The organism is Dyadobacter sp. CY351 (genome assembly GCF_021502625.1).
GTDB lineage: Bacteria > Bacteroidota > Bacteroidia > Cytophagales > Spirosomataceae > Dyadobacter > Dyadobacter chenhuakuii.
Genome location: NZ_JAKFFU010000011.1, coordinates 71,906 through 98,249 on the forward strand (window position 1 = coordinate 71,906; position 26,344 = coordinate 98,249).

General features: G+C 45.4%; 25 protein-coding genes. 14 read left to right on the forward strand and 11 right to left on the reverse strand.

Annotated elements, in window-relative coordinates:
- Window positions 1-92 precede the first annotated feature (92 nt).
- Entirely contained in the window at window positions 93-902 is an 810-nt protein-coding gene (purU, locus tag L0660_RS19420) for a formyltetrahydrofolate deformylase (protein WP_026631949.1), read from the reverse strand.
- 140 nt (window positions 903-1,042) lie between these two features.
- Between purU and L0660_RS19425 the strand changes: the two genes are divergently transcribed.
- The gene (locus L0660_RS19425) at window positions 1,043-1,528 is read left to right on the forward strand and encodes a GAF domain-containing protein (protein ID WP_235160953.1); all 486 of its coding nucleotides are present in this window, start codon (window positions 1,043-1,045) and stop codon (window positions 1,526-1,528) included.
- 63 nt (window positions 1,529-1,591) lie between these two features.
- On the opposite strand, the gene L0660_RS19430 is transcribed toward L0660_RS19425, so the two are convergent.
- A complete protein-coding gene (locus tag L0660_RS19430) occupies window positions 1,592-1,888 on the reverse strand; it encodes a muconolactone Delta-isomerase family protein (RefSeq protein WP_026631951.1) in 297 nt (98 codons plus the stop codon).
- 283 nt (window positions 1,889-2,171) lie between these two features.
- Here L0660_RS19430 and L0660_RS19435 point away from each other — a divergent pair, with 283 nt between their 5' ends.
- The 5 genes from L0660_RS19435 (at window position 2,172) to L0660_RS19455 (ending at window position 7,678) form a co-directional block, all read left to right on the forward strand.
- The gene (locus L0660_RS19435; RefSeq protein ID WP_235160954.1) at window positions 2,172-2,741 is read left to right on the forward strand and encodes an RNA polymerase sigma factor; all 570 of its coding nucleotides are present in this window, start codon (window positions 2,172-2,174) and stop codon (window positions 2,739-2,741) included.
- A complete protein-coding gene (locus L0660_RS19440; protein WP_235160955.1) occupies window positions 2,710-4,269 on the forward strand; it encodes a hypothetical protein in 1,560 nt (519 codons plus the stop codon). The genes L0660_RS19435 and L0660_RS19440 overlap by 32 nt, the downstream gene beginning before the upstream one ends.
- 78 nt (window positions 4,270-4,347) lie before the next feature.
- Entirely contained in the window at window positions 4,348-5,583 is a 1,236-nt protein-coding gene (locus L0660_RS19445; RefSeq protein ID WP_235160956.1) for a serpin family protein, read from the forward strand.
- Window positions 5,584-5,776: 193 nt separating this feature from the next.
- Window positions 5,777-7,066, forward strand: coding sequence for an LVIVD repeat-containing protein (locus L0660_RS19450; RefSeq protein WP_235160957.1), 1,290 nt, complete (start codon window positions 5,777-5,779; stop codon window positions 7,064-7,066).
- A gap of 24 nt (window positions 7,067-7,090) precedes the next feature.
- Window positions 7,091-7,678 carry a hypothetical protein gene (locus tag L0660_RS19455; protein WP_235160958.1) on the forward strand — a complete coding sequence of 196 codons (588 nt, stop codon included), beginning with the start codon at window positions 7,091-7,093 and terminating at the stop codon, window positions 7,676-7,678.
- Here L0660_RS19455 and L0660_RS19460 read toward each other — a convergent pair.
- Entirely contained in the window at window positions 7,675-8,787 is a 1,113-nt protein-coding gene (locus L0660_RS19460; RefSeq protein ID WP_235160959.1) for a glycosyltransferase family protein, read from the reverse strand. The two genes, L0660_RS19455 and L0660_RS19460, sit on opposite strands and share 4 nt — an antisense overlap.
- Entirely contained in the window at window positions 8,784-9,656 is an 873-nt protein-coding gene (locus L0660_RS19465; protein ID WP_235160961.1) for a UDP-2,3-diacylglucosamine diphosphatase, read from the reverse strand. Before L0660_RS19465 ends, L0660_RS19460 begins: the two co-directional genes overlap by 4 nt.
- A 177-nt stretch (window positions 9,657-9,833) precedes the next feature.
- Here L0660_RS19465 and L0660_RS19470 point away from each other — a divergent pair, with 177 nt between their 5' ends.
- The 5 genes from L0660_RS19470 to L0660_RS19490 all read left to right on the forward strand — a co-directional run bounded on the left by L0660_RS19470 (window position 9,834) and on the right by L0660_RS19490 (window position 15,467).
- Window positions 9,834-11,285 carry an energy transducer TonB gene (locus tag L0660_RS19470; RefSeq protein ID WP_235160963.1) on the forward strand — a complete coding sequence of 484 codons (1,452 nt, stop codon included), beginning with the start codon at window positions 9,834-9,836 and terminating at the stop codon, window positions 11,283-11,285.
- Window positions 11,286-11,417: 132 nt separating this feature from the next.
- Window positions 11,418-12,281: an SPFH domain-containing protein gene (locus L0660_RS19475; RefSeq protein WP_235160964.1), complete on the forward strand. Its 864-nt coding sequence runs from the start codon at window positions 11,418-11,420 to the stop codon at window positions 12,279-12,281.
- A 1-nt stretch (window position 12,282) separates the two neighbouring features.
- Window positions 12,283-12,441 carry an Arc family DNA-binding protein gene (locus L0660_RS19480; RefSeq protein WP_157486768.1) on the forward strand — a complete coding sequence of 53 codons (159 nt, stop codon included), beginning with the start codon at window positions 12,283-12,285 and terminating at the stop codon, window positions 12,439-12,441.
- 77 nt (window positions 12,442-12,518) lie between these two features.
- Complete coding sequence (locus L0660_RS19485) at window positions 12,519-14,699, forward strand: DPP IV N-terminal domain-containing protein (RefSeq protein WP_235160965.1); 2,181 nt, start codon at window positions 12,519-12,521, stop codon at window positions 14,697-14,699.
- Between the two features lie 30 nt (window positions 14,700-14,729).
- Complete coding sequence (locus L0660_RS19490; protein WP_235160967.1) at window positions 14,730-15,467, forward strand: hypothetical protein; 738 nt, start codon at window positions 14,730-14,732, stop codon at window positions 15,465-15,467.
- 107 nt (window positions 15,468-15,574) lie between these two features.
- Here the strand turns inward: L0660_RS19490 and L0660_RS19495 are convergent, their stop codons facing one another.
- The 3 genes from L0660_RS19495 to L0660_RS19505 form a co-directional block, all read right to left on the reverse strand.
- Complete coding sequence (locus L0660_RS19495; protein WP_235160970.1) at window positions 15,575-17,098, reverse strand: M28 family peptidase; 1,524 nt, start codon at window positions 17,096-17,098, stop codon at window positions 15,575-15,577.
- Between the two features lie 38 nt (window positions 17,099-17,136).
- On the reverse strand, window positions 17,137-18,117 hold the full coding sequence (hemB, locus tag L0660_RS19500; RefSeq protein ID WP_235160973.1) for a porphobilinogen synthase: 981 nt from the start codon (window positions 18,115-18,117) through the stop codon (window positions 17,137-17,139).
- Between the two features lie 138 nt (window positions 18,118-18,255).
- The gene (locus L0660_RS19505; RefSeq protein WP_026631965.1) at window positions 18,256-18,942 is read right to left on the reverse strand and encodes a response regulator transcription factor; all 687 of its coding nucleotides are present in this window, start codon (window positions 18,940-18,942) and stop codon (window positions 18,256-18,258) included.
- 63 nt (window positions 18,943-19,005) lie between these two features.
- On the opposite strand from L0660_RS19505, the gene L0660_RS19510 reads away from it, so the two are divergent.
- From L0660_RS19510 to L0660_RS19520, 3 genes are all read left to right on the forward strand, one after another.
- Entirely contained in the window at window positions 19,006-20,025 is a 1,020-nt protein-coding gene (locus L0660_RS19510) for a carboxylesterase (protein ID WP_233799126.1), read from the forward strand.
- Between the two features lie 114 nt (window positions 20,026-20,139).
- A complete protein-coding gene (locus L0660_RS19515; RefSeq protein ID WP_026631967.1) occupies window positions 20,140-20,961 on the forward strand; it encodes an enoyl-ACP reductase in 822 nt (273 codons plus the stop codon).
- A gap of 144 nt (window positions 20,962-21,105) precedes the next feature.
- On the forward strand, window positions 21,106-21,921 hold the full coding sequence (locus tag L0660_RS19520; RefSeq protein WP_409013440.1) for a hypothetical protein: 816 nt from the start codon (window positions 21,106-21,108) through the stop codon (window positions 21,919-21,921).
- On the opposite strand, the gene L0660_RS19525 is transcribed toward L0660_RS19520, so the two are convergent.
- The 4 genes from L0660_RS19525 to L0660_RS19540 form a co-directional block, all read right to left on the reverse strand.
- On the reverse strand, window positions 21,885-22,574 hold the full coding sequence (locus tag L0660_RS19525) for a Uma2 family endonuclease (protein WP_235160974.1): 690 nt from the start codon (window positions 22,572-22,574) through the stop codon (window positions 21,885-21,887). The genes L0660_RS19520 and L0660_RS19525 overlap by 37 nt on opposite strands.
- Before the next feature lie 60 nt (window positions 22,575-22,634).
- Window positions 22,635-24,176, reverse strand: coding sequence for a YifB family Mg chelatase-like AAA ATPase (locus L0660_RS19530; protein ID WP_235160978.1), 1,542 nt, complete (start codon window positions 24,174-24,176; stop codon window positions 22,635-22,637).
- A gap of 93 nt (window positions 24,177-24,269) precedes the next feature.
- Window positions 24,270-25,118, reverse strand: coding sequence for a TIGR01459 family HAD-type hydrolase (locus tag L0660_RS19535; RefSeq protein ID WP_233799123.1), 849 nt, complete (start codon window positions 25,116-25,118; stop codon window positions 24,270-24,272).
- A 47-nt stretch (window positions 25,119-25,165) separates the two neighbouring features.
- Window positions 25,166-26,206: a hypothetical protein gene (locus L0660_RS19540; RefSeq protein WP_233799122.1), complete on the reverse strand. Its 1,041-nt coding sequence runs from the start codon at window positions 26,204-26,206 to the stop codon at window positions 25,166-25,168.
- Window positions 26,207-26,344 lie beyond the last annotated feature (138 nt).

Consider the following 26,344-nt stretch of genomic DNA (forward strand, 5'->3'; position numbering starts at 1 on the left):
TTTTAAAGAATTATTTGTAACATTACATATTCAATAACATCCATCAGATTGCAAAAAGCCCTCGGTGATTCTGACTAAGGGCTTTTTTCTTGTTACAGGATAATGGTCCGGTTGCCGTGGATAAACACGCGATCATTGAAAACCAGCTTCAACGCCTTCGACAAAACACCCTTTTCCGTATCCCTTCCCAGTGTAGCCATATCCGATGCAGTTTGCCTGTGATCTACAGATTTTACGTCTTGCGCAATGATAGGCCCTTCATCTAAATCGTTGTTTACAAAATGCGCCGTGGCTCCAATAATTTTGACGCCGCGCTCATAAGCCTGCCGGTAAGGATTTGCGCCGATGAACGCAGGAAGGAAGGAATGGTGAATGTTAATGATCTTGTCCGGGAATTGATTGACAAAATTGGGGGTGATGACGCGCATGTATTTGGCCAGAACCAGATATTCCGGACGGTAAATGTCCAGTGTTCTCAAAATAGCTTCTTCATGCTCTTCCCGCGTGCGGTTTTCGTGGGAAATGAAGTGAAAAGGAATGCCAAATTTGCCAACCAGCGGCTGTAATGTGTTGTAATTGCTGATCACGGCCAGAATTGTGGCATCCAGCTCGTCAAATGCGTATCTGATCAAAAGTTCGCCTAAGCAATGGTGCTCCTTAGTCACCATGAGCACAATGTCCTTTTTCTTTTTAGGATTAATGCGAAGGTTCAGGCCGGCTGGTAAATCAGATTTCAGAACGTCCATTAACTTATCAATGTCCGTCTCGCCCTCAAACTCCGTCCGCATAAAGAAATATTTGGATGGGCTTACATATTCATCGTTGCGGATAATGTTCTGATTATGAGCAAAAAGGATGCGGGTAACCTGGTAAATCAAGCCCTTGTGATCGGGGCCGTCCATTAATAGGATATGTCTTTGGATCATTCGTTTTAAACTAAATGGACTTAAAATTAGTATTTAACCCGTTATCTTTTCCAAAGGTTGCGGTAACTAATCGACTTCCAGGCCTGTTTCAATAATTGACAAAGATATTTACCAATATGGCAGAAGAACTAATAGTCCCCACAAGCACAGACAGAGCGACGGTTTACAGAGCCCTGTTTCCACAAATCGAAGCATTAGTAACAACAGAAAGTGACCTCATCGCCAATCTGGCCAATGTTGCCGCGGCATTGAAGGAAGCATTCGGCTTCTTTTGGGTTGGATTTTATATCGTAAAAGAAGGCCAATTAGTGCTCGGGCCATTTCAGGGGCCGATCGCCTGCACGCGCATTGCATTCGACAAAGGTGTCTGCGGAGCCAGTTACTCCCAGAAAAAAACATTGATAGTGCCCGACGTTGAAGAATTCCCGGGCCACATTGCCTGCAATTCCGCTTCCAAATCAGAAATCGTTTTACCCGTTTTTCACCGGAATGGAACTGTGGCCATGGTGCTGGATGTGGATAGTGATGAATTAAATGATTTCAGTGAAGTCGATGCCGAAGAATTGGGCAAGATCATGAGACTTATTGAGCGAAAACTATAATTGAGTTAAAAGCAAAAAGCCCTGCTACGGTCTCGTAACAGGGCTTTTTGTATGGTCTTCGGCCTAGTTCAAAGAAAACATCGGCAACCTCAGTGCAACCACATTGTTGAACATGAGTTTGGAAATTTTTGGATCCATATAATCAATCAGCGGGAATTCAGACACAAGTGACATTACCTCAAACTCGCTATCTGCTCTTACCACGCACCAAAGTCTGGAGTAATCTTCCGAAAGGGCATAGGACATCAGCCGTCCCTGCTCCATCATTTCATTAATCTTTTTTCTTTGAGCAGGTATTTTCGCTGTAAAATCTTCCGACATAACAGCCGGAAGTTGAATTTCAACCATGTATTGGCTCATAGGTGATAGAAGTTAGGTGTACAGAAATACCTTAGCGTTTACTTCACTTGTAATAAAAGGATATGTATCAATGATTAGTTCCGGCATGTAATGTAGCAAACATTATCAAAAAACCTTTTTTACTTTTTCCAACCATTTCAATGTGCATCGTGTCCAACCTAATACGAATTGCCCTGGTCAGAATTGTGCAATGCGTTAGCCATGAAGCAGTATTCATCTATCTTTGGGATAGCGGTGCTGATTTTTATAACAATAAACCGAACGAAGCACCCCTAAACTTCGGATGACCTTTAACGAACAGGAATTAGTGCAAGGCTGCAAGCAGCGCAACCGGTCTGCCCAAAGACAACTTTATGATGTCTTCGGGGGCAAGCTGTTTGCTATATGCCTGCGTTACACTAAAAACCGGACCGATGCGGAGGATGTTTTACAGGATGCGTTCATTAAGATTTATGAAAATATAGATTCTTTCAGAAACGATAGCCCGTTGGAGTATTGGCTCCGTTCTGTTGTAGTGAACACAGCATTGAACCATCTGAGGCAGCAGAAATATCTGAAAGACCTGGATGACATTGATTTACACCATAATGGCATTGCTGATAGGGAAGTAACATTGGGGGATTTTCAGTTGAAACAACTTTTGGAAGTCATAAAAGAGTTGCCAACCGGATGTCAGACCATATTTAACCTTTATGCCATTGAAGGTTATCAGCACAATGAAATAGCCCAAAAGCTGGGCATATCAGAAGGAACCTCAAAGTCGCAATATGCGCGGGCGAGAGGGCTCCTTCAACAAAAATTGAACAAAGAAAAAAGATTTAATGATGGATCCGTCCGAGATAAACAACTTTGAAGATCAGTGGCGAAAGGCTTTGAAAGAAGCCTCCGAGGCTCCTCCTCAATCAGTTTGGGAGGGCATAGAAGCACGTCTCGATCAGCAGGATAAAGGAATGATACTGCCGCTTTGGTGGCAGTCATCGAGGCTATGGTATGCAGCAGCCTCCATTGTAGCACTTTTGCTGGTGGGTGGTGGGATTTGGTATTCCAATTCAAAAATGAGCGGAAATAAAATTAATACTGAAATTGCTGTCAAACAAAATGCAAAAGAAGGTGTAACAACTGACAACCAGACACCGGAAGGTGGAATAGGAGAGGCTGAAAAAAGCGCAGACGCCGAGGCAAATTCACAAGCTGAAACAAGCGCTCCAACTGAGAAAAGTCAACAAACTGAAACAAGTGCAGATGCTGGTCAAGAGCAACTGGCTGTTGTGAAAAGCAAGAAGGGAAGCGCAACTGCTATTCGTAAGCCTGCCATCAGCAATGAAAATCAGATATTAGCATTAGAGAGATCGCCAGAAAGCGCCGCTTCGACGTCATCCGAAAAACCAGCTTTTACGAACACTAAAACACCTGCGGCTTCGGTCATAGATAACAATGCAGGCCTTGCTAATGGTGTGGCAGATGTCGCTAATGCTCCGGCAAATGTTGCGAATGCTCCGTCCGAATCCACAATGGCGGTAGCATTATTGCCGACAACACCTTACAGCGACCTGGACATTCACATGCAGAAGCGCTATGTGTTTTTCCAGCCTGACGTTATCAAGGAAGAGCCTCTGGCGCCGGCAAAACACACCGAATATTACGCTGGGCTGAGCCTTATGCCAGCATCTTTCAATCCTAATCTTACTGTAAAGGAAGCTCCCGTAGGCTTCTCAGGGCAATCATTATCCATGCGTAGAGCAGTTTCCGGAACGAGCGAAGCAGGTGCTTCCTATGCCGTACAAACACAAGGTGGGATGAAAATTTCCAAGCATTGGTCCCTGGAAATGGGTGTGAGTTATCTGAAAGGAAATTCGACTTATGAAGGTGGCGGCTATGTTTTGAATGCATTCAGCAACAAGTCTGCGAATGTTCTGGAAAACGCTTATGCGGGTCTGGCCTCTGGTTATGCAGGGGTAAATGGTGATAAAACTGCTGATTTTGTTAACAATGGTGCACTCTATATTGATGTAGCCAAAACAGTAAGCAACAACTATCAATATCTGCAACTCCCCGTTCAGGCCGGGTTTACGCTTTATCCCGAGAAAAAATTTAATGCTTCTATCTTAGGCGGTATGATGGCTAATTTCTTCCTCAGCAATGAGTTGGAATCCGCATCAGGTGAAATCATCACCACAAAGGCCAGCGACGAGATTTACAGAAGCATGAACTGGGCAGCCACAACCGGTCTGCGATTTAATTACAGGCTTTCCCCGCGCTGGAATGCAAACCTGACAGGATCTTACCAGAAATCGGTAACATCAGGTTTTCGGTCTACGCAGAGCCTGGATTCCCGGCCGTATCTGTACGGCGTTTCATGGGGAATGCGCTATTCTTTTTGAAATAAATCCAAATCAGTTCCAACCATTTTTTGATTTTGAGTTTCTAGGATAATGTAGATTAAAAACGATCTATTAGCCATGAACAAGATTCTTAAAACATTATTAATCCCAGGAATCATTGCCGGTACGATCATCAGTTGTACCAACGACAATCCGGGTCCGGACAATTTGCCGGACCCGATTTATCCGGTTCAGGTTCCTTCCCGCATTTCAGCAGGGACAAATGAATTTTCATTTAAATTCCTTCACACCTTACAGCAGACAGAGGCTTCGGACAAAAACCTGTTCGTATCACCGCTGAGCCTGCATATGGCATTGGGTATGCTGCTCAATGGAGCCGAGAAGGAAACGGCCGACGAAATACTGAAAAGCCTGCAAATGGAAGGCGTTTCGCTCACAGATCTTAACAATGCGTACAAAACGCTGCTGAACGATCTGCCCATCGCAGATTCGAAAGTGAGCCTTGGCCTCGCAAATTCTCTTTGGTATAAAAGCGGTTTCAGTGTGCAGCCCGACTTCCAATCTGTTTTGAAAAATTCCTTCAATGCAGAGGCAACCGGTCTTCCGTTTGATAATGCAGCCAAAGACAAGATTAACCAATGGGCGAGTGATAAAACAAATGGTAAGATCAAAAAAGTAATAGATGAGATCAAGCCTGAGCACGTCATGTTCCTGCTGAACGCATTGTATTTCAAAGGAGACTGGAAATATCAGTTTGACGCCAAGAATACCAGAGAAGAAACATTTAAGCTGGAAAACGGGAGCGGTAAACCAGTTAAAATGATGTTTACCAAATCAAAATTTAAAACAACCAGCACCGAAACCTATTCGGCGGTCCAGCTTCCTTATGGAAACGGGCAGTACAATATGACATTACTCGTTCCGAAAGGGCAAAATACGGTGGATAACATGCTCACAAGCTTCAATGCAAGCGACTGGGACCGGATTCGCGGAGGAATGCCGGAAGCAAACATTGAAGTAGGCTTACCCAGATTTACATTGGAATATTCGGCTCAGCTCAAAGAAACTTTGAAAGAAATGGGTATTCAAAAAGCATTTACTACCCAGGCCGAACTGGGCAGAATAAATCCGAAAGCGGACCTGTTTGTGGATTTCGTAAAGCAAGACGCCTACTTAGGCATTGATGAAAAAGGAACAGAAGCTGCGGCAGTGACTTCGATCGGAGTGGGCATGACATCCGTTGGCCCCAACCAACAGGTGCTTTGTGATCGTCCGTTTGCATTGATCATCAGCGAAAATACATCGAATACGATACTTTTCATGGGCAGGATCAAGAACCCTGAAAGCAAATAGCAGGGTCTTTCAGCCATAAAGATATTTAAGATAAAAAATGCCGGTAGTCCTGGCATTTTCGGGGTGCGTTATCGTCCGGAGGCCTTGCTTTCGGACGATTTTGTTTTGTATTACAACCATTTACAAAATCACCGTGTCATGCAATAAGTCAAGTTTAAATGTAATTATTACTGGCCTCTATAATCTAACTGCTATGAAACTTAATCCTTTACTCTTGTTATTATTTCTTGCTGCAATGTGCTGGTCATGCAACGACCAATGCAAGGAAACGCGTATTACCAGGCGCTTTACCAATGTTACACACTCTCTTCTGGAGCTGCGGACGATGGTTAAGAACGAATCACCCAGAGCGCTGGAACGGCCTGGTAAAATGTACATTAAGGGCGATTATCTTTTTGTAAATGAGATCAAATCAGGGATTCACATCATCAATAATAAAGACAAATCGCACCCCGAATTTATAACCTTCATCCGTATACCTGGAAACGGTGATATGGCGGTTCGTGACAACATTCTGTATGCCGACAGCTTTTCGGATCTCCTCGCGATTGACGTCAGCGATCCTTCGAATCCAAAAGAAATGCAACGGATTAAGAATGTCTTCAAAAACGGCCTTTTCGATGGCGGCACCTGGACATTGAACGAAACAACAGGCGCTATCAACGATCAGAATGTAGATTTTGTAACTGAAACGGTCACTGTAAATTGCGAGGAAGGTGTAAATCCGGGCTGGTGGGGCGGATGGATGAATGACTCCTTTGCTCAGTCGTCGTTTTCCGGATCATCGTCATCGGCGCCCAGTTCCGGCGGAAGCAGTGGAAAAGCAGGCTCCATGGCGCGGTTTGCACTGCATCAGAACTTCCTATACACGGTAACGCAAAACAGCCTGCATCTTTTTGATGTTGCTATTCCCTCGAAACCAAAAGATTTCTCAACCATAAACTTCGGGTGGGGGATTGAGACCATTTTCCCGCACGACAACAAGCTTTTCATCGGCTCCAACACCGGAATGTTCATTTTTGACAACAGCAATCCGGCGGAGCCAAAACAATTGTCTACATTCCAGCATGGCCGCGCGTGCGATCCGGTGGTGGTGCAGGACAACATTGCCTATGTAACGATCAGGACCGGAACATTTTGCCAGGGATCGCAGAATCAGCTGGACCTCGTAGATGTAAGCAATCCTTCCTCGCCACAGCTTATCAAAAGCTATCAAATGGAAAATCCGCACGGTTTAAGCATTGACTCGCCCACATTGTTCCTTTGCGAAGGCGAGCATGGGCTTAAAGTTTTTGATGTAAAAGATAAATTCAAAATCGACAAAAATCTGCTCGCCCACTGCAAGGATATGGACGCCTTTGATGTGATCTCATTGGGAAAAACATTACTGCTCATTGGAAAAGACGGATTTTACCAATACGATTCCAGCAATCCGAAGGATCTGCGGCTGCTTAGTAAAATTCCGGTCGGCAAAGCGATCTAGGCATTCCTCTTCAAAACGATCCCGATGAAAAAGTTAGCATTTCTAATTATGGCAAGCTCCTTGCTCATGGCGAGCAGTTTGCATGCGCAGAACCACATTCCGCTGAAATACACGAACCATACCGAATTCGGTGGCCTGTTTGGCAGGGTAAAATATGACTTTCAAGGCAACAACGGCCAGAGCCAGGTGGACAACAGGTTAAATCTGACCTTACAGACATTCAACGGAGTCATGCTAAGTAAGCGCCTGGCTGCCGGTGTGACTGTGGGGATAGATTGGTATAAAACAGCGCTGCTGAATCCTATCTCAGCAGGAGTCAGATATGATCTGACAAACCAAGGCGACGTAAAGCTATTCGCAACGGCTGATGCGGGTTACGGCTTTGCATGGTTTCAGGATGACTCAGATGGTTTCGGAACCACCGGCGGGCTCATGTTGAATCCCGGCCTGGGCCTTCGCATGGGCAAGCCGGGCGGCACGGCAGTTACATTCACAATGAGCTATAAACGGCAGGAAGCGCATATTACCAAAGTCCCTCAATGGAATCAGCTGGAACGCTGGGAAGACAGGGTTTACAACCGCTTAGCGCTCAGGTTGGGAATCAGTTTCTAGACCTGTGCAGCAGTTGCTTTACTTTTTATGTCGAAAGACTCAATTTCTCTCAAGAACATTGCTTCACCACGGTGATACCAGGCGCGAAATTTCTGCGCCTGGTCCAGGTGTTTAGGTAAATAGTCAAGGATAACAGAGAGGTCAAACGATCGTGAAGTGACGCCGGCACCGGAAATGACGCCGTCCATGGCATTACACTCCTGTTCAAAATGATTGGGAACGGGCACCATCATTACCGGCTTGCCAAGATACATTGCCTCGCAAACCGATTCAAAACCCGCCGTTGTCACCAGCGCAGTGCAGCTTGCCAGCATTTGGAGGTATTTTTTGCTGTTAATGCGATGAAAAGTTAATGTTTCATCATAAACAAATTCATCGGAAACCTCCGCATTATCCCAAAAGCAATGCAATTTCACCTCAGGATGCGACAGGTGCCATTGGATAATTTGCTTGCTAAGGCTGTGATGTGTCATGTAAACCAGGAAGAAATTCTCCTTAATTGTCTGCATCTGAACCACTTCCTTGCGTAATAATGGTGGCACAACCGTTATTTTCAGGTCATTCCTCGATTCGATCTCCCGGAACGACAACGCCAGGCGCTTAACCGCAAGCCAGGACGTAAGTTTTGAATTGAAATTGATAATCAGCTGATTAACCTTGCTGTTTTTCGGAAAAATGAATTTCGGATGCAAGAGGAGATACTGATGCGCGACGCATACCATCGGAATTTTGGACCGATATAGCACATTATACATGCCACTGAACGTCTCGTAAAAACTAATGATCAGATCGGGCTTAACGTCCTGAATTGTGTTGTGGATCAGGCGCAGCCCGGCTAAATAGGCGCTGTGATTTTTAAGCAAGTTGTAAACAGTTGCCTTTAAATTAATCCCCTCGGCCTGGCTGTTATAAACAATGTTAGGTGCAGAGAAATGAAAAACCGGTGCAGCAACCTGTTCCTCAAAAAATGCCGGAATAACGCGTCCGGGGGATACGCCTACCATTGCCGCTGCAACTTTATGTCCGGCATGGCCCAGAATTTGGCTCATTGAAATGGCTTGCGTCAAATGTCCGCGCCCTTCTCCCTGAACCAAGAAAAGGATTTTCATAGGAACCGCTGGTTTTTCCCGGGAAGCAAACTTGAAAATGCAACCTGCTTATCCATGCTTGCGGGGAAGTTTTCAATGATCGTTTTGTTCGCCGATTTTTTGGAAAAACCCTTCTCCTGAACCGTATGCTGATCATAATACAGCAGGCTCCAGTTTCCTTCAAAATCTTCAACCAATGCGCTTAATGTTTCTACCCAGTCACCGGAATTCATGTACATAATGCCATCGATTTCGCGGATTGCCGGGTGATGAATGTGCCCGCAGATCACGCCGTCGCAATTTCTGGAACGCGCCAGCTCAGTAAGCTTCTCTTCAAAATCGGTCATGTAGTTCACCGCCATCTTTACAGACTGCTTAATGCGCTGTGAGAGTGAATAATACGATAACCCCCGCCATTCGCGATATCGGTTATAGAGCTTGTTTACCCATAAAAGAAATGTATAACCCATATCTCCCAGGTAAGCGAGCCATTTCAGGTGTGTGGTAATAGAGTCAAAAACGTCGCCGTGTGTAATATAATATCGTTGAGAACCTGATGTGAGAATGTAATCTTTCCGGATCTGGAAGTGCTTTCCAAGCCTCAGGGGGATGATCTGATCCAGGAAATCGTCATGATTTCCGCGGATGTAAATCACCTTGGTCTTGTTTTCCTCGATCATCTTCAGAACCCGCTTGAAGAACATGGTATGCTTCCGTTTCCAGACCCCATATTTTTTCAGTTGCCAGGCATCAATGATGTCGCCGTTCAGGATAAGCTTTTTGCAGGAATAGCTTTTCAAAAAATTAGTAACCTCTTCCGCCTTCGAACCACCTGCTCCGAGGTGTAAGTCAGAAATGATGATTGTTCTGAAGTGAGTTGTATCTCCCATATTACAAATATTCTCATTTAACATTACCTGGATGTTACTGGCAGGTTATCAGATGGTTAAGAATTTGGTTGCAAACTCTTAAAACCGGCTTGTAGAAGTATTTAGGGGTTATTTGCGGTTACATATGAAATTCAAAAGAATACTTTTTTTATATTTGATTGAATATTTTTACAATCTATGAACCGACTTCTTCTCTTATTCTGCCTGTTCAGTGCATCTGTTTACGGGCAAAAAATCTACCTTCCCCACGAAGTTGAAAAGGGCGCGGAGCCAACCGGCGGAGTGTCGTATCTGAGCCAGTTTATTGCTTCCAATGTTCGGATTCCATTTTTAAGCGGAGTGAAGGGAGTCAATGGCCGGGTTTATGTTAAAGGCATCGTAGAACCCGATGGCAGCATGTCCCAGCTCGAAATTTCAAAAGGACTGGATTCGCTGACGAATAAAGAAGCGATCCGCATTATGAGCCTGTATAAAGCCTGGAAACCGGCAACATTGAATGGTGAGAAAGTGCGGCAGTCTATGATTTATCCCATTGCTTTTAAAACACCCCCAAATACCAGCTTCGACAGCACTAAATTCGCGATCGTTAACTATTTCGATGACCGTTACAGAATTGCCAAAGATCCTAAAAAGTATGAATACAGGAGCATAATGCCTGTTAACGACCAAGGTTACATAAGCAGTGATGTAATTTATGAACAATTAAAAGGCTCGAAATGGAAAGAAGTAGCCCGGGTTCCCTTTAAAAAGAAAGAGATCTGGTATCATACGAATCTCTTGAATGACGCTGTCGACTCTGTGAAGGCCTATCAGGTGATTGCCAGGGACGATAACGAGGCAAGCCACTCATCGGAAGCCACATTTCAAATGAACGGGAAGTTGCTCGCCTATACAGAATATGGTGTTGGCAATAAAGCATCATTGATCAAAAAATATGACCTTAATGGTGTAGTTAGGGACATTACGGTGGTTTCTGATAGTGCGACCCTGCATTTGTCGTGGTATGACAATGGGCAGATCCAAACGGTTACAGAAATGCCGGCCGTGAAAAGCAATGAATATCAGGAGCGAATGTTTTTTAATGCCTGGAACAGGGATGGAACACAGATTGTAAAGGACGGCGACGGTTACTGGAAGTCTGTAACCAGGATCAGCGCATCGAAATTACTCACCGAGGAAGGCGCTGTTTCAAAAGGCCGGAAGAGCGGGAAATGGCATGGGAAATGGGCAGACGGGACCCTGCATTATGAGGAAACATATGATGACAAAGGAAAGCTGCAGCAAGGCATCGCTTATGAGGATGGAGCGAAACGGACTTACGACAATGCAATCGTTCAGCCGCAGTTTAAGGGAGGACTCAACAAGTTTTATAAATTTTTAGCCGAAAACATCCAATATCCCATGGACGCAGCCCAAAGACGCATTACGGGTCGCGTTTATCTTTCGTTCGTGGTTTGTGAAGACGGCAGCATGTGCGACTATAAGGTTGAAAACGGCATCGGGTTCGGGCTTGACGATGAAGCATTGCGCGTGGTGAAAAAGATGAGCGGAATGTGGGAGCCCGGCATGATGCGCGGGAAAGTGGTGAGAGTAAAATACAATTTGCCGATCAATTTTCAAATGAACTGAATCAGGAGATCTGCCACTTATCCAATTCCAAAGCCGGTCAAAAGCTTTGGAATTTTTTTGTCCTAAAAAACAACAGAATCTGATCCTGATTTGATAATATTGTGATATCACTTTACTATCATAAATATGATCATGAATGAGAAAGAATTACGATCGTCCTCAGGCTATGCGCTCTTTGGGCTCGGCCTGCTTTTAATGTTTGCTGGCGTAGGTTTCGTTGCAGCAGCCGGCTCTGTGCTTGGCGGTGGCCTGGTTTTCGGAATAGGGTTTATTATCCTAATTGGCCTGACAGTCATTAATCCCAATGAAGCTGTTGTAACTACGTTTTTTGGCGACTATATGGGTACCATGAAGCAAAGCGGCTTGCGCTGGGTTAATCCGTTGTTTCGCAGAAAAAAAATAAGCCTGCGTGCCAGAAACCTCAATGGTCAGAAATTAAAGGTAAACGACAAGCTTGGTAACCCCATCGAAATCGCCGCCGTGGTGGTATGGCGCGTGGGTGACACTGCAAAGGCATCTTTTGAAGTGGATGATTATGTAAAATACGTTGAAATCCAGTCGGAAGCAGCGGTAAGGCATCTCGCCGGAGTGTATGCGTATGACACGATGGAAGATGAAGACCTGCAAATCCAGGAAGTAACATTACGCGATGGAAGCGGAAAAATCAATGAAATGCTGGAAGCCGAGCTGACCGAACGTTTGAGCCGTGCCGGCATTGATGTCCTGGAATCACGCATTAGTCACCTTGCTTATGCCCCGGAAATTGCGGGGGCCATGTTACAGCGCCAGCAAGCGTCGGCCGTTGTGGCAGCACGCAGGCAGATTGTGAATGGAGCGGTAGGAATGGTGGATATGGCCTTGGCCATGCTTTCCGAAAAAGGGATTGTCCAGCTCGATGAAGAGCGGAAAGCGGCTATGGTAAGCAATTTGCTTGTTGTACTTTGCGGTGAAAAAGCGGCAACCCCGATCCTGAACGCGGGCACTTTGTATCCTTAATATGGCAGAAAAAAAAGCATTTGTTTTACGCGTAAATCCTGATATGCTCAAAGAACTCGAAGCTTGGGCACAGCAGGATTTTCGTAGTTTGAATGGTCAGATCGAATTTTTGCTGAGCGAGGCGCTGAAAAAACAGAAGCGCTCCAAGGCAAAAGAGTAAAAATCGGATCGTTCTGATCAAATATATTAAGTTTGTGTAACTTAGTTGTCGTACTATCTATTTACCAAAATTTTCAGATGAAGCACTTTGTCAGCACATTAATCTTAATACTGCTTACTTTTCAAATTCAAGCCCAAATTCCGGATACATTTCAATGGCTCCCCGACGGAACCGGCTATCGTGATGTTACCGAGCAGGGAATTGTAGAAACTACATTGCCGTCCCGACAAGAAAAAGTGATCGTAGCACAGGATTTACTTAAAAAAGCAGATGGGTCTCCAATGGAAATCAGGAGTTACACCATGAGTCAGGCGGGTGATAAAGTGTTGATATACACCAATTCAAAGCGCGTATGGCGTTATCAGACGCGTGGGGATTATTGGGTTTTTGATGTTGCTGGTAAAACATTGAAACAGCTCGGCAAAGGATTGCCGGCATCCTCCTTAATGTTCGCAAAATTCTCCCCGGATGGAAAAAAAGCAGGTTATGTAAGCAAGCATAATGTCTATGCGGAAGACATTCAAAGCGGTGAAATAAAACAACTTACCACCGACGGCACCGACCGCGTCATTAACGGAACATTTGACTGGGCTTACGAAGAGGAATTCGATTGCCGCGATGGTTTCCGGTGGAGCGGCGACAGCAAATCCATCGCTTACTGGCAACTGGACGCGCGCAAGATCCGCAACTTCCTGATGATCAACACCACAGATTCTATCTACTCATTTAATGTTCCTGTGGAATATCCGAAAGTGGGTGAAACGCCTTCTCCTTATAAAATTGGCGTTGTAGACATTGCAAGCGCGCAAACCAAATGGATGAACATTCCGGGCGATCCGCAAAACACTTATGTGCCTCGAATGGAGTGGTCGGGCATGCCGAATGAGCTGGTGATCCAGCAATTAAACCGCAAACAAAACGAAAGCACACTGTTATACATTAATACAACCGACGGAAGTGCAAAACCATTTTACACAGAGAAAGACGCCGCCTGGATTGACATTAAAAGCCGTTGGGAAAATGACCCGATGGGCTGGGATTGGATTAACAATGGCAAGGAGTTCCTCTGGGTTAGTGAAAAAGATGGCTGGCGCCACACCTACCGCGTAAGCCGTGATGGGAAAAAAGAGACTTTGATCACCATCGGAAACTTCGATATGATCAATCCGGTGCGCATTGATGAGAAAAACAATGTCTACTACTTCACCGCATCGCCTGATAATGCTACGCAGACATATTTGTATAAAATTTCACTGGACGGAAAAGGGAAAGCGGAGCGCATAACGCCTGCCAATCAGTCGGGAACACATAGTTATGAGATTTCTCCGGGTGGAAAATTTGCCAGACATCAGTTTTCCAATGCCAAAACCGCCCCGTTACAGGAGTGGATATCTTTGCCAAAGCACGTTTCAATCGACCCGGCAAACTCCATTGCACAATCCACCGACAAGATCAATGCTGCGAAGTTAAACATTGAGTTTTTCAAGGTAAAAACCGCGGAAGGAGTTGAAATAGACGCCTGGATGGTGAAACCAACCAACTTTGACCCGGCTAAAAAATATCCGATCGTGTTTATGGTTTATGGTGAGCCAGCTGGAAGCACCGTGAAAGACGTTTATGGAACGGGCCGCAACCGCCTTTATTCAGGAAGCATGGCCGATGATGGTTACATTTATGCTTCTGTTGACAACCGCGGAACGCCGTCGCCAAAAGGAGCTGCCTGGCGGAAAGCGATTTATAAAAACATCGGAACAATCAACATTAAGGATATCGACGGCGCCGCAACGGCCATGTTCAAGCAATATGCGTTCATCGACACCAGCCGCGTTGCCGTACATGGATGGAGCGGTGGCGGCTCGTCCACATTGAATTTGTTGTTCCAATATCCGCAGCATTTCAAAACCGGCATTGCCGTGGCCGCTGTGGCCAATCAGCTGACTTACGACAACATTTATCAGGAGCGTTACATGGGCGTTCCTCAGGAGAACCGCGAAGATTTTGTCAAAGGATCGCCGATTACGCATGCCAAAAATCTGAGAGGAAACCTGCTTTACATTCATGGAACAGGAGATGATAACGTGCATTATCAAAATGCTGAAATGCTTGTCAACGAGCTCATTAAGCATGATAAAGTATTCCAATTCATGCCTTACCCTAACCGCTCGCATGGCATTTCAGAAGGCGAAGGGACATCAAAGCATTTGAGAAGCTTATTCACGGATTATCTTAAAAAGAATTGCCCTCCGGGAGCAAGATAATGTTGAACTGCAAGCCAAAAGTTTGACCAGATGAAATATTTTCTAAGCATACTAGCAGCGCTGACATGTTCCGTCGGCGCTGTAAAAGCACAACTGAGCGAAGGAACAAAAGTAGGCGTAGCAACCGGAAAAGGCCTTAATACGGATAGATCCGGTGTTTTTTGGTCATCCCCGACCGAATCCTCCAATGTGATCGGCGACTTCTACATTGATTCATTATGGCACGAAGGATCCGTTAAGCTCAATGCACCTATGACCCAGTTCGGAGGCATGGAATCAGACAGTCTGGCGGGCATAACCATTCGCTATAATGTCCTGAACGATGAGTTGGAAGTGCTGGCCAAAAAGAATGACGTCCGGGTCATTAAATCCAGTTATATAAAGAGTTTTGAAACCAAAAATCGCGGGACGTCACAACGCTTCGTCAGCATCAAATCTTTAACTCCAGGTACGGATCTCAAAGGCGTTTGCGAAGTCCTCAGCTCCGGCAAACTAACCTTGATAAAACATTACAAACCCAAAATCACAAAACCCAACTACAACCCAGGCTTCGGAACCGGCCAGAAAAACACGATTGTGCGGCTGGATAGTGATTATTATGTGATTTCAAACAGCAAGCCAGAGAAGTTTAATGCTGGCAAGAAGGCTGTTTTGGCGCTGATGGCAGATAAAGAAAAGGAAGTTGAAGCTTACATAAAAGAAAACAAGGCCACCCTAAAGAGTGACCTTGATTTGAAAAACGTGTTTGATTTTTATAATAAGAAGTAGGCTTGACACTGTTCCTCTGTCTGTCAGCCTGAGCGGAGTCGAAGGCACGTCACCCAAGGAGTGACCTGCCTTCGACTCCGCTCAGGCTGACAGGGATGCTAACCTAACTACTTCCCATACAACTTCTTAGCAGCCGCTTCATACTTATCGCCTGCACTCCATTGCGGAGCCACTTTCCGATCCGCAATTAAGCGAGTTGCATAAGCATAAGCCTGGCTGAATTTCAGTAAATAATTAAAATCAATCGTCTCCGGATTATCAGAAACCTGGTGATAGTTTTTCATGATATCACCATTGAATTCTTTAAAACCAGGCGTGAATGTCGGTGCAGGGATTCCTTCTTTTGCAAAGTTCACATTATCCGAACGGTCGAATAGGCCTTGTTCCGGCGAAGGATCGGCAAAAATGCCCAGGCCGAATGCCTTACAAGCCGCCTCTATCTCCGCCCGCGCTCCGGTCCGGTCTAAGCCCATTACAGAAACAATGGTCGTGTCATTGTAACCTGCGCCGTCCGAGTTAATGTTAAAAATACATTTGTTCAAAGGCATTAGCGGATGAGAAGCGTAATATTTGCTTCCCAGCAAGCCAATTTCTTCGCCTGTCAATGCAACAATGAGCACTGAACGCTTCGGCGGATTTTTGGCAAGTGCCTCGGCAGCAGTGAGTAAAGCAACGGTTCCAAAAGCATTGTCCCGCGCTCCATTGAAAATGCTGTCTTCCGCAGTGTAAGGTTGTCCCCCTTGCTTTCCTATGCCAATGTGGTCATAGTGAGCACTTAACAGCACATATTCTTCTTTCAGTTTTGGATCGGTTCCGGCAATGTAACCTACGACATTGTAGCTATTTACAGTCTGTGATTTCCGACCGGAGGTTTTGAATTCCACCTCTTTCGCAGCCCGCAACGCCCGTGCATATTTGGCTTCTTTACCATTGATCCAAACGTGCGGAATAGATTTTTCAGCTCCCGTTCCCTCGATCAACGACAATTTCTCACCAGAAAAGTTTTTGGTTACTACATTCCAGGGGATAGGTGCATTGAACAATTCAATCACCGCAATGGCGCCTTTATCCATCGCCGTTTTACGCTTTTCATTGGAAGTATTGATGATTTCACGCGGCGTCTGCGTCTCTGCCGTGCCGCTTTCCACGAGCACAATCTTACCTTTCACATCCAGATCTTTATAATCGTCCTGATTTTTATCGGCATTAACCAAACCAAAACTCGCATAAACGATCGGCGCCTTAACAGTCATTTCATCGCCATTCATCAGGATCCAGTCCACGCCACTTTTCATCACCTCCGCATCCGCAATGATCTCCCCACTTCCATTAGCGCCCATTTTCTCAAAAGGGACATTCTGGAAATAAGTCGAATTATTTGTCCCATTTCCCGGAACCGGCACCACGCCCAGCTTCCTGAACTGCTCCGCAATGTACCGCGCCGCCACGAGGTTCCCCTGTTCCCCAGTCCTGCGCCCCAACAACTCATCCGCCGCCAAAAACCGCATATGCGCTTCGGTATCGGCCTTTTTTATCTGGAATTCGGGAAGGGAGTTCGTTTTCTTTTGAGCGTAGGCTGAATAGGAGGTTAGGCAGGCGAAAAGCGCCGCCGACAATAATATTTTTTTCATGGGCAGAGTTTGGTGTTTTATCAACTTGAAGATAGCGATTATCTGTTCAAAATCACCGCCGCTTCCTTCGCGAAGTATGTTAATATGCATTTTGCGCCGGCTCGGCGGATGCTGGTGAGGACTTCCATCATGGCGCGGTCGCCGTCGAGCCAGCCGTTTGCTGCGGCGGCTTTGATCATGGCGTATTCGCCTGAGACGTTGTAGGCGGCGATGGGGATGTCGAAGTTTTCGTCCAGTTGGCGGATGATGTCGAGATAGGATAATGCGGGCTTAACCATCAGCATATCAGCGCCTTCCTCAAAATCCAGCTGCGCTTCAAGCAATGCTTCGCGCTTGTTGGCCGGGTTCATTTGGTAGGTTTTTTTATCTCCGAATTTTGGTGCGGATTCCAATGCATCGCGGAAAGGTCCGTAGAATGCGCTGGCGTATTTGGCTGAGTAAGACATAATGCTTACATCCGTAAAGCCATGATCGTCAAGATGCTTACGAATGTATCCGACGCGCCCGTCCATCATATCGCTCGGTCCCAGAATGTCGGCGCCTGCTTTGGCTTGCGCGAGTGACATGTTGCCCAGGATTTCCAATGTTGCGTCATTCAGGATCTTACCGTTTTCAACCAAACCGTCGTGACCATCAGAGCTGTATGGGTCCATGGCAACGTCCGTCATAATGACCAGTTCGGGGAATTTTTCCTTGACGGCAGTGATCGCTTTGAGATAAAATGTGTGCTCCTGATGACTTTCAGAGGCAAAACGATCTTTTTTGCTTTCAGGATAATTAGGGAAAAGGTCAATGGCGCGGATGCCCAGGTCTGTGACTTCTTTCAGTTCTTCCAGCAAATTATCCAGCGAATAACGGTGAATGCCGGGCATAGATTTCACCTCAATTTTGAGGTTTGTGCCTTCCTGAACGAACATTGGATAAATAAAATCAGAAACCTGAAGCGTCGTTTCCTGAACCAGATCCCTGATGGCAGAAGATTTTCTATTGCGTCGCGGACGACGGGATATATTGATCATGATTGATTGGCTTGCGGCGATCAGCGGTTGGCTGTCGGCATTTTTACTATGTGACTAGGTAAAGAACCATCCGGAAAATGTTAGAGTTTCCGGCAAAAACGTTTTTTGAAATTCTTTACCCAAAATTAGAGGCCCGAATCAGCCCACCATCAACTTGAAACCCTCGCCGTGCAGGTTCATGATTTGGATAGAAGTGTCCTCACGAAGATATTTTCGCAATTTGGTAATGTAAACATCCATGCTCCGCGCATTGAAATAGGAATCATCACCCCAGATCGTTTTCAAAGCAAAACTGCGGCTGATCGGCTGATTGAGATTTTGGCAAAACAATTTTAACAATTCCGACTCCTTACTAGTCAACCGCACCGATTTATCATTTGCAGAAAGCTGCTGATGGTCATAATCAAATGTGTATTGACCCACCTGAAATGTCTTCGCTTCTTCCGGCGCGTCCGGCTGTTTTTTATAGCGGCGTAAAATGGCTTCAATGCGTAACAACAACTCTTCCCTATCAAACGGTTTTGTTACATAATCATCTGCGCCCACCCGAAAACCCTGCATGGTGTCCTCTTTCATGGACTTTGCCGTTAAAAAGATAATGGGCACGTCACGACCGGTCATTCTCACTTCCTTAGCGAGAGAAAACCCATCTTTTTTAGGCATCATCACATCGAAAATGCAGAGGTCGTAGGTTTTGTCTACAAATGATTGCCAGCCTTTTTGCCCATCAGTAGCTAAATCGGTAGGAAAGCCTTTATCTATCAAATATTCCTGAAGCAAAGATCCCAGGTTGGCATCGTCCTCGACGAGTAAAAGATTCGGCATGGGGAAGGATAATTAAATTATGTTTGCAAGATAATATTGATAAACCTTCTTAACTCATAAAAAATGTTAAAATTCCTACTTTGGATTGTTGGAATCATCGCGGTCCTGGGCATCGTTTACCTCGTCGGACCGAAAGTCCCGGAGGCGGAACTCACGCCCGTTTTGCCTGCGGTAACCAGTAATTTGACCGCATTGGAACAAGAAATTAACCAAACCGAAAAGGCCACACCCAACATTAAACCCGACAATGAAGCCCGCATTATCTGGGCCGATTCGTCCAAAAAGCAGAAAACACCTTATAGCGTTGTCTACATTCACGGCTTTGGCGCCAGCTGGGCGGAGGGTGATCCTATTCACAAGGATTTAGCCAAAAAATATGGCGCGAACCTATACGTGGCGCGTATGCACGACGCCGGCATTGCGGATACGAACGCATTGAAGGATCTTACGCCTGAAAATTTCCTGGAAGGCGCAAAACGCGCATTGGCGATCGGGAAAGTGCTGGGAGACAGTGTGATCATGATCGGGACATCTGCGGGAGGCTTACTAACCACTTATCTCGCGGCCACCCATCCTGAGATCAAAGGCGTCGTGCTTTACTCGCCTTGTATTGAGGTCAAAAACTCAACATTAAAGCTCATTACGCGTCCCTGGGGCAAGCAGATTTTGCATAAAGCCATCGGCGAATACAGCAAGTCACGGGACAGCATTCCAGAGCGTGCGCAATTTTGGTTGCAGGGCTATCATACCAATGGCCTCATTACATTACAGCAAATGATGGACGCTATTTCCCGGCCGGAGGTTTTTGAGAAAATCAAGATGCCAATTTTTGTGGGTTATTATTACAAAAACGAAGAGGAGCAGGATCAGGTGGTTTCGGTAAAAGCCATTGAAAAAATGTTCCCGGAGCTGGGCACGCCCGATAATCAGAAAGTTTTGAAAGCATTTCCCGAGAGCGGCGACCACGTAATTGCATCCCGGTTGCGCTCAAAGGATCTGAAAAGCGTTTATGACGCCACAGACCAGTTTTTTCAGCAAAAGCTGCACCTTAAACCAGTAGAAAATAGCGTTTTACAGCCTTGATTTAATGGCTTTCGAAAACCGGATCGGGCAAAGGATCTGGTTTAGGAAACCAAAAATGCTTTACTTTGCCGCCTTAAACGGACTATCCTAATTAATCAATTATAAAAGGAAAACATGGCTTACGGTTTATTAAAAGGAAAAAGAGGAATTATCTCAGGTGCATTGGATGAAAATTCCATCGCCTGGAAAGTCGCACTGAAAGCGAAAGAGGAAGGAGCCACATTCACATTGACCAACGCGCCGATTGCCATGCGAATGGGCGCAATCAATGATCTGGCCAAACAATGCGACGCACAGATTATTCCCGCCGATGCCACTTCTGTTGAGGATATCGAAAATCTTTATACACAGTCCATGGAAATTCTGGGCGGAAAAATCGATTTCGTCCTGCATTCGATAGGAATGTCTGTCAATGTTCGTAAAGGAAAATCCTATGGAGACCTGAACTACGAATGGATGCAAAAAGGCATTGATATTTCTGCAATTTCCCTACATAAATTTTTACAGGTTGGCGAAAAGCTGGACGCGATCAATGAGTGGGGATCGGTTGTAGCGTTATCCTACATTGCAGCACAGCGCACGTATTCTTTTTATAGTGATATGGCGGAGGCCAAAGCGATGTTGGAAAGCATTGCACGCAGCTATGGCTACCGTTACGGAAAAGCGAAGAATGTTCGTGTAAACACCATTTCCCAGTCACCTACCAAAACAAAAGCTGGTTCAGGAATCGAAGGTTTTGATGCATTTTATGACTTTGCTGAGAAAATGAGTCCATTAGGAAACGCAACGGCCGACGATTGCGCGAATTATGCAATCACACTGTTCTCCGATCTGACGAAATTTGTGACAATGCAAAATCTCTATCACGACGGTGGTTATTCGTCAACCGGGATCTCAGAAGAGCTGGTTACAATGATCCAGAATCAGCATAAATAACATTTCACAAAATACATTGCAGAAACCCTTCAAGGCACACGTTTTGAGGGGTTTCTGTTTTTATATAAAATAATGCAGCCGATCGTCCGTTTCGCGTTGTGTAATATTTGTGAACCAGTTAGTTTCGCTCAACAATTTAACCCTATGGATTTAAAGGTGACTATGCCTGTTTGGAAGACTTTCAATGCACAGTGGAAGCTGCTGCTGCTATCGGTAATAATGCTTTCGCTGGGCTCCTGCGGAGGTGATAAAGAACAAGAAAAACCAGCCGCTCCGGATGCGCCGATGTACACATTGGTCTTTTTAGACAAAACGCAAAGTGTACATGTGGATAAGGCCTATGTTAACGATAAATATCGCCAGGCGCTGACCGATATCATTGAAAATAACATGAAGAACAAGGGTGATAAGCTGGAAGTCTATTTTATACACGAAAACACATCCAAAGCCCGCGCACTTTCGCTTACTGTAAGAAGTGAAAAAGATAATGTAGAAGGCGTTAATGCCACAGACCGCGCAGGCATTGAAACCGCATTTCAGCTTTCGTTGCAAAAAGAAAAGGGAATCTATCTGAGACAATTGCTGGCCAAGCTTAATCAGCAAAATACAGGTGCTTCTAACCAGTCGACCGACATTTGGGCGAGTTTGCCCGTCATTGCCAAAGCGGGCGAAAGCGGTTCGGAAGTAAAAGTCTACTATTTCAGCGACATGGTGGAAAGCGTAAAGGGCGCCGACCGCCGCGATTTCCACATCAAACCCCCAAAATCAGACTCCGAAGCCGAGCAGGACGCGAAAGAGGACGTAAAACAATTGGAAAAATACACCATAGGCTCCCCGCAGGTCACAATAGTTTCCCCCTTCGAAGCCACCGCGTCAAGCAAAGAAAACAACCCGCATGTTACACATTACTGGCAAACGTTATTTCAGGAATTGGGTGGAGTAAGTGTAGAGGAACTTTGAGAACCTAATATGTTTTGAAGTACTGTCAAATATTCTTTATTGTCAAAAATGGCTCTGATAGGAATTTGAAAGCCTTCAATTGCGAAGCTTCTCACATCACCTTGTGCAGATTTTAGAATTAGCTGATATTCCTTTCCTAATAACTGATACTGCTCCAATGTTTCATGTTCTGGATCAATTACCCAGTATTCCCCAATTCCGTGCGCTTGATAGTCCTGAAACTTCAAGCCGCGATCAATGGCTTCTGTGGAGTCGGAAAGTACTTTTATGACAAGGTCAGGCTCTGGGAAATACAGTTGATCATCGGTGAATTGAGCCGACTTTTTTTGGCGAAAAAAGCAAATGCCCGGCAGATAGTCATTGCGCGTTAACGAGATCATTAACCTTTGAGATCCGATAAAACCGAGTTCCGACTTATCTACATATATATTGAGAAGACAGAGTAGCAATCCCGTCACTTGATTGTGTCGCATTGTTACATTTGACTGAACAACAATTTCGCCATTGATAAATTCAACGTTGTCGTTTTCGGCGATGGCGTCATAAAATTTTAGCCGGTTTTCTTTCTCTCGGTCTAATGCAGATTTTATTTCTTCGATAATAAGGTAAGCATCAGGCCGGTCTAAGATTTCAGAAATAATAGTGCTTCTCATATCCTTTCTTATTAGTGTGTTTTCAAATTCAAAAATGTATATAAAAGTCGTTTTTAGCTCTTACCCAGCCCAATTCTCCCGATCCAGACTCCTATACTGAATCGCCTCAGCAAGATGCTGCACTTGAATGTCAGCGCTGTCAGCGAGGTCGGCAATGGTGCGAGAGACTTTTAGGATGCGGTCGTAGGCGCGGGCGGAGAGGCCTAGGCGTTCCATGGCGGTGCGTAGGAGGGCTTTTCCGGGGTCGGAGATAATGCAGATTTCCTTGACCATTTCAGGCGACATCATGGCATTGGAATAAATTTCCTTATTATTCCTGAACCGCTCCGTCTGCATTTCGCGGGCTTTGATCACGCGGGCGCGGATCTGCTCGCTGCTCTCGGATTTGCGCGTGGAGGCAATCTGATCAAAGGAAACGGGGGTAACCTCTACGTGTAGATCAATGCGGTCCAGGAGCGGGCCGCTGATTTTGTTGAGATATTTCTGAACAACGCCCGTTCCGCAAACACATTGCTTTTCAGGGTGATTGTAGTAGCCGCAGGGGCAAGGGTTCATGCTGGCGATAAGCATGAAATTGGCTGGAAACTCAACCGTCATTTTGGCTCTCGAAATAGTTACTTTCCGTTCTTCCAATGGTTGCCGCATCACTTCCAGCACCGAGCGTTTGAATTCGGGCAGCTCATCCAGGAACAGTACACCATTATGTGACAGGGATATTTCTCCTGGCTGCGGAAAGCTCCCGCCGCCCACCAGCGCCACGTCGCTGATAGAATGGTGCGGTGCCCGGAAAGGCCGCCTGGAAACGAGCGTAGCGCTTTTTCCAAGCTTACCGGCAACGGAGTGGATTTTTGTTGTTTCCAAAGCTTCAGGCAAGCTCAATGGCGGCAGAATGCTCGGGATACGCTTCGCTAACATTGTTTTCCCGGCTCCCGGCGGGCCGATCATAATTGCATTGTGGCCACCAGCAGCGGTAATTTCCAGCGCCCGCTTAATGTTCTCTTGTCCTTGAACGTGCTCAAAATCAGCATCGTACTCATTCTGCGATGTGAAGAATAAATCACGCGTGTCCACAACGATGGGCTGAACATCGGATTTGCCTTCAAAAAAAGCAATCGCGTCCGCAAGGGTTTCCACAGGAATGACGTCAACATTGTTTACAATTGCAGCTTCATGCGCATTTTCGGCCGGTAGGATAAACCCTTTATAGCCTTGCTTGCGTGCTTCGATGGCAATCGGCAAAACACCTTTGATGGGTCTTAAAATGCCATCCAGTGAAAGTTCTCCAAGAATAATGTAGTCTTCGAGATTGTGCTGGCAATTTAGCTGTTCCGAGGATTGGAGAATGCAGAGCGCAATGGGCAGGTCATAGGCAGAGCCTTCTTTGCGGATGTCGGCCGGGGCGAGATTAACCACCAATTTTTGCCGCGGCATTTTGTAGCCGTAATATTTGAGCGAGGCTTCAACGCGCTGCTGGCTTTCTTTTACAGAACTATCGGCCAGCCCGACCATGTAAAAGCCCATTCCCTGGGCCACATTTACTTCGATCGTAGTGATCGTCGCATCCACGCCGTAAACGGCACTTCCGTAAGTTTTGGCAAGCATGTGTGTGTAGTTTAGTTTTTGGCAAAAATAGCAGGAAATCGGAAAAAGAAATCATTAATCCAATAATGCTTGCCAAAAACTGCTAACCACTTGTTACTCAACGACAGCCGAAACGCAAATGTATGTTGGTATAATTCCGGTGGCCCTTATACGGACCTCTGCGTCTTCCGCTTGCGTATTGCCAGTTAGCACCAGGGCAGTGTCTAAACCGAATTTATTGCCACCCAAAATATCCGTATGCAATGTATCGCCCACCATCAGAATGTTCTGCTTATTGACATTAGGATAGTTCTTAATGTGCTGGTAAGCAAAAATAAACATCTGAGGATCAGGCTTTCCGAAGCGGATGAATTGCCGGCCAATGGTGTCTTCAATCATTTTCGCCAACGCGCCAACAGCAATAGATAAGCGGCTTTTTGAAGCAGGGTAAGTCTTGTCCGTGTTGGCTACAATCACAGGAATGTTGCGTTTTCGAAGCAAATTTAATGTTTTGGTCAAATCCGTATTCCAGTCGAAACCTTCATCGTCCAGAAAAACCAATGCATTAACATCATGAACTGCATTAAGATCCAGCTCTCTGATTGACAGCGTTTTAAGATCAGTGGAGCCAATGTAGTGTGCAGAGTTATCCGTTCCCAGATAGGCAACCACGCCTTTTCTCACCTTTAATTCAAGATATTCTCTCGCCAACATTCCCGAAGAAATGATACGGTCGGGCGTAACGTCGTCGATGCCCAGCTTAACATAGGATTCTGCCAGCTGTTCAGGGCTCCGCGATGCATCGTTGGTAACTACATAAAAGTCCTTACCCGTTTCGCGAAGATAGGCAAATGTGTTCTCAATGCCCGGGATAAGGCCATTATAGGTTTTAAGAACACCAAAAGCATCAAAGAAAATTACTTCATATTTTGAGATTACAGACTTAAAATTGTCAAGGATCATTATGGGTGGTGTCTTAGGAGTGAATAAAATGCGAGCGGAAAATCGGGTTATAAATTAAGCGCTCTCAGGATCTTGTCTTCGTCAAAACCTTCGATGGAAGGGAAATAAAGTTCGTATGCTTCCTTTTGTAATTTCGTGCAATAGGACCTGTGAAAGAAATATTTACCATATTTAATCACATAATTCAGAATGAAAAACCGGTAGGCTTCTTTCATAAACCGTACTTCATTCACCGTCAGTGGGTAAACCTGATGGTATTCTTTCAAAAAAATCATAAAACGGTCCTCCATCAATGGCCCCAGCAGATAGCTAAAAACCGTCCGGTCGCCTACATTGGAACAGACCCTCGCGAAAAAGTAAAAGTCCATGATTCTGGACGAAACGCGGAACCAGTCGTAATCCCATCTCGAATAGAGCTTCAAATCATCGGTTACCGAAAAATTGCCAATGTTCCAATCGACAAAAACGGGCATTTTATCAAACGAGCTGACATTCAGGCGTTGGATATTTTTCATGAAAATATCGCATTGCTTTCGTAACAGCTGAATATAGCCGCGATGCTCATACTGCCCGGTGTCTGTGTCCAGAATTTCCAGCAAATGCTGAATGTCCGTGCGCAGGTTCTTGGAAGATTTTGGAATGGATTTTCCCGCCCGCAGGCAAGCAAGATGAAATTTTGCTGTCTCGTTTCCTAACTTCTTGATTTGTTCATCATTAAGTCGTTTCGGCAGCCGGTTCATCGCCCGGATCGGATTATAAAAAACGACCCATGTATCTACAAAATCTTCCTGATAGCGATAAGTATAAACCTGGTTGTTTTTTACCAGCGACCTGGCAAGCACATTCTCAAAAGGGTAGAGCAAATTATTGGCAAGCGCCTGAATGATCCTGTGGTCTTCTTTGAAATGCTCATATTTGCCAAAATAGGACAGTTTGGCAACAACAATATCGTCGTTATCAAGCGTCACACGAAAGACGTGATTCGTTGACACTTTGGCACTTATATCTTCAACAAACTTAACTCCAATCGAATTATCAAACCCTGCCCAGGCCTTCCGGATAATTTCAGGATAATCTTTTAAACGCATTTATTCTATTATTTGGGCATTGCAAAATGTTGATGCTATGCTCTTTAAGAGCTCAATTCAATGTCAAAGTTAGCAACTTCGGGGGAGCGGACACGAGGCATATATCGAAACTTTGAATAATTTTGCAGGTCAATTTTA

What these genes read in the sequence shown, in the direction of transcription:
- purU (WP_026631949.1), bottom strand. Translation starts at nt 902, where the DNA reads ATGGACGGCCCCGATCACAAGGGCTTGATTTACCAGGTTACCCGCATC.
- L0660_RS19425 (WP_235160953.1), top strand. Translation starts at nt 1,043, where the DNA reads ATGGCAGAAGAACTAATAGTCCCCACAAGCACAGACAGAGCGACGGTT.
- L0660_RS19430 (WP_026631951.1), bottom strand. Translation starts at nt 1,888, where the DNA reads ATGAGCCAATACATGGTTGAAATTCAACTTCCGGCTGTTATGTCGGAA.
- L0660_RS19435 (WP_235160954.1), top strand. Translation starts at nt 2,172, where the DNA reads ATGACCTTTAACGAACAGGAATTAGTGCAAGGCTGCAAGCAGCGCAAC.
- L0660_RS19440 (WP_235160955.1), top strand. Translation starts at nt 2,710, where the DNA reads ATGATGGATCCGTCCGAGATAAACAACTTTGAAGATCAGTGGCGAAAG.
- L0660_RS19445 (WP_235160956.1), top strand. Translation starts at nt 4,348, where the DNA reads ATGAACAAGATTCTTAAAACATTATTAATCCCAGGAATCATTGCCGGT.
- L0660_RS19450 (WP_235160957.1), top strand. Translation starts at nt 5,777, where the DNA reads ATGAAACTTAATCCTTTACTCTTGTTATTATTTCTTGCTGCAATGTGC.
- L0660_RS19455 (WP_235160958.1), top strand. Translation starts at nt 7,091, where the DNA reads ATGAAAAAGTTAGCATTTCTAATTATGGCAAGCTCCTTGCTCATGGCG.
- L0660_RS19460 (WP_235160959.1), bottom strand. Translation starts at nt 8,787, where the DNA reads ATGAAAATCCTTTTCTTGGTTCAGGGAGAAGGGCGCGGACATTTGACG.
- L0660_RS19465 (WP_235160961.1), bottom strand. Translation starts at nt 9,656, where the DNA reads ATGGGAGATACAACTCACTTCAGAACAATCATCATTTCTGACTTACAC.
- L0660_RS19470 (WP_235160963.1), top strand. Translation starts at nt 9,834, where the DNA reads ATGAACCGACTTCTTCTCTTATTCTGCCTGTTCAGTGCATCTGTTTAC.
- L0660_RS19475 (WP_235160964.1), top strand. Translation starts at nt 11,418, where the DNA reads ATGAATGAGAAAGAATTACGATCGTCCTCAGGCTATGCGCTCTTTGGG.
- L0660_RS19480 (WP_157486768.1), top strand. Translation starts at nt 12,283, where the DNA reads ATGGCAGAAAAAAAAGCATTTGTTTTACGCGTAAATCCTGATATGCTC.
- L0660_RS19485 (WP_235160965.1), top strand. Translation starts at nt 12,519, where the DNA reads ATGAAGCACTTTGTCAGCACATTAATCTTAATACTGCTTACTTTTCAA.
- L0660_RS19490 (WP_235160967.1), top strand. Translation starts at nt 14,730, where the DNA reads ATGAAATATTTTCTAAGCATACTAGCAGCGCTGACATGTTCCGTCGGC.
- L0660_RS19495 (WP_235160970.1), bottom strand. Translation starts at nt 17,098, where the DNA reads ATGAAAAAAATATTATTGTCGGCGGCGCTTTTCGCCTGCCTAACCTCC.
- hemB (WP_235160973.1), bottom strand. Translation starts at nt 18,117, where the DNA reads ATGATCAATATATCCCGTCGTCCGCGACGCAATAGAAAATCTTCTGCC.
- L0660_RS19505 (WP_026631965.1), bottom strand. Translation starts at nt 18,942, where the DNA reads ATGCCGAATCTTTTACTCGTCGAGGACGATGCCAACCTGGGATCTTTG.
- L0660_RS19510 (WP_233799126.1), top strand. Translation starts at nt 19,006, where the DNA reads ATGTTAAAATTCCTACTTTGGATTGTTGGAATCATCGCGGTCCTGGGC.
- L0660_RS19515 (WP_026631967.1), top strand. Translation starts at nt 20,140, where the DNA reads ATGGCTTACGGTTTATTAAAAGGAAAAAGAGGAATTATCTCAGGTGCA.
- L0660_RS19520 (WP_409013440.1), top strand. Translation starts at nt 21,106, where the DNA reads ATGGATTTAAAGGTGACTATGCCTGTTTGGAAGACTTTCAATGCACAG.
- L0660_RS19525 (WP_235160974.1), bottom strand. Translation starts at nt 22,574, where the DNA reads ATGAGAAGCACTATTATTTCTGAAATCTTAGACCGGCCTGATGCTTAC.
- L0660_RS19530 (WP_235160978.1), bottom strand. Translation starts at nt 24,176, where the DNA reads ATGCTTGCCAAAACTTACGGAAGTGCCGTTTACGGCGTGGATGCGACG.
- L0660_RS19535 (WP_233799123.1), bottom strand. Translation starts at nt 25,118, where the DNA reads ATGATCCTTGACAATTTTAAGTCTGTAATCTCAAAATATGAAGTAATT.
- L0660_RS19540 (WP_233799122.1), bottom strand. Translation starts at nt 26,206, where the DNA reads ATGCGTTTAAAAGATTATCCTGAAATTATCCGGAAGGCCTGGGCAGGG.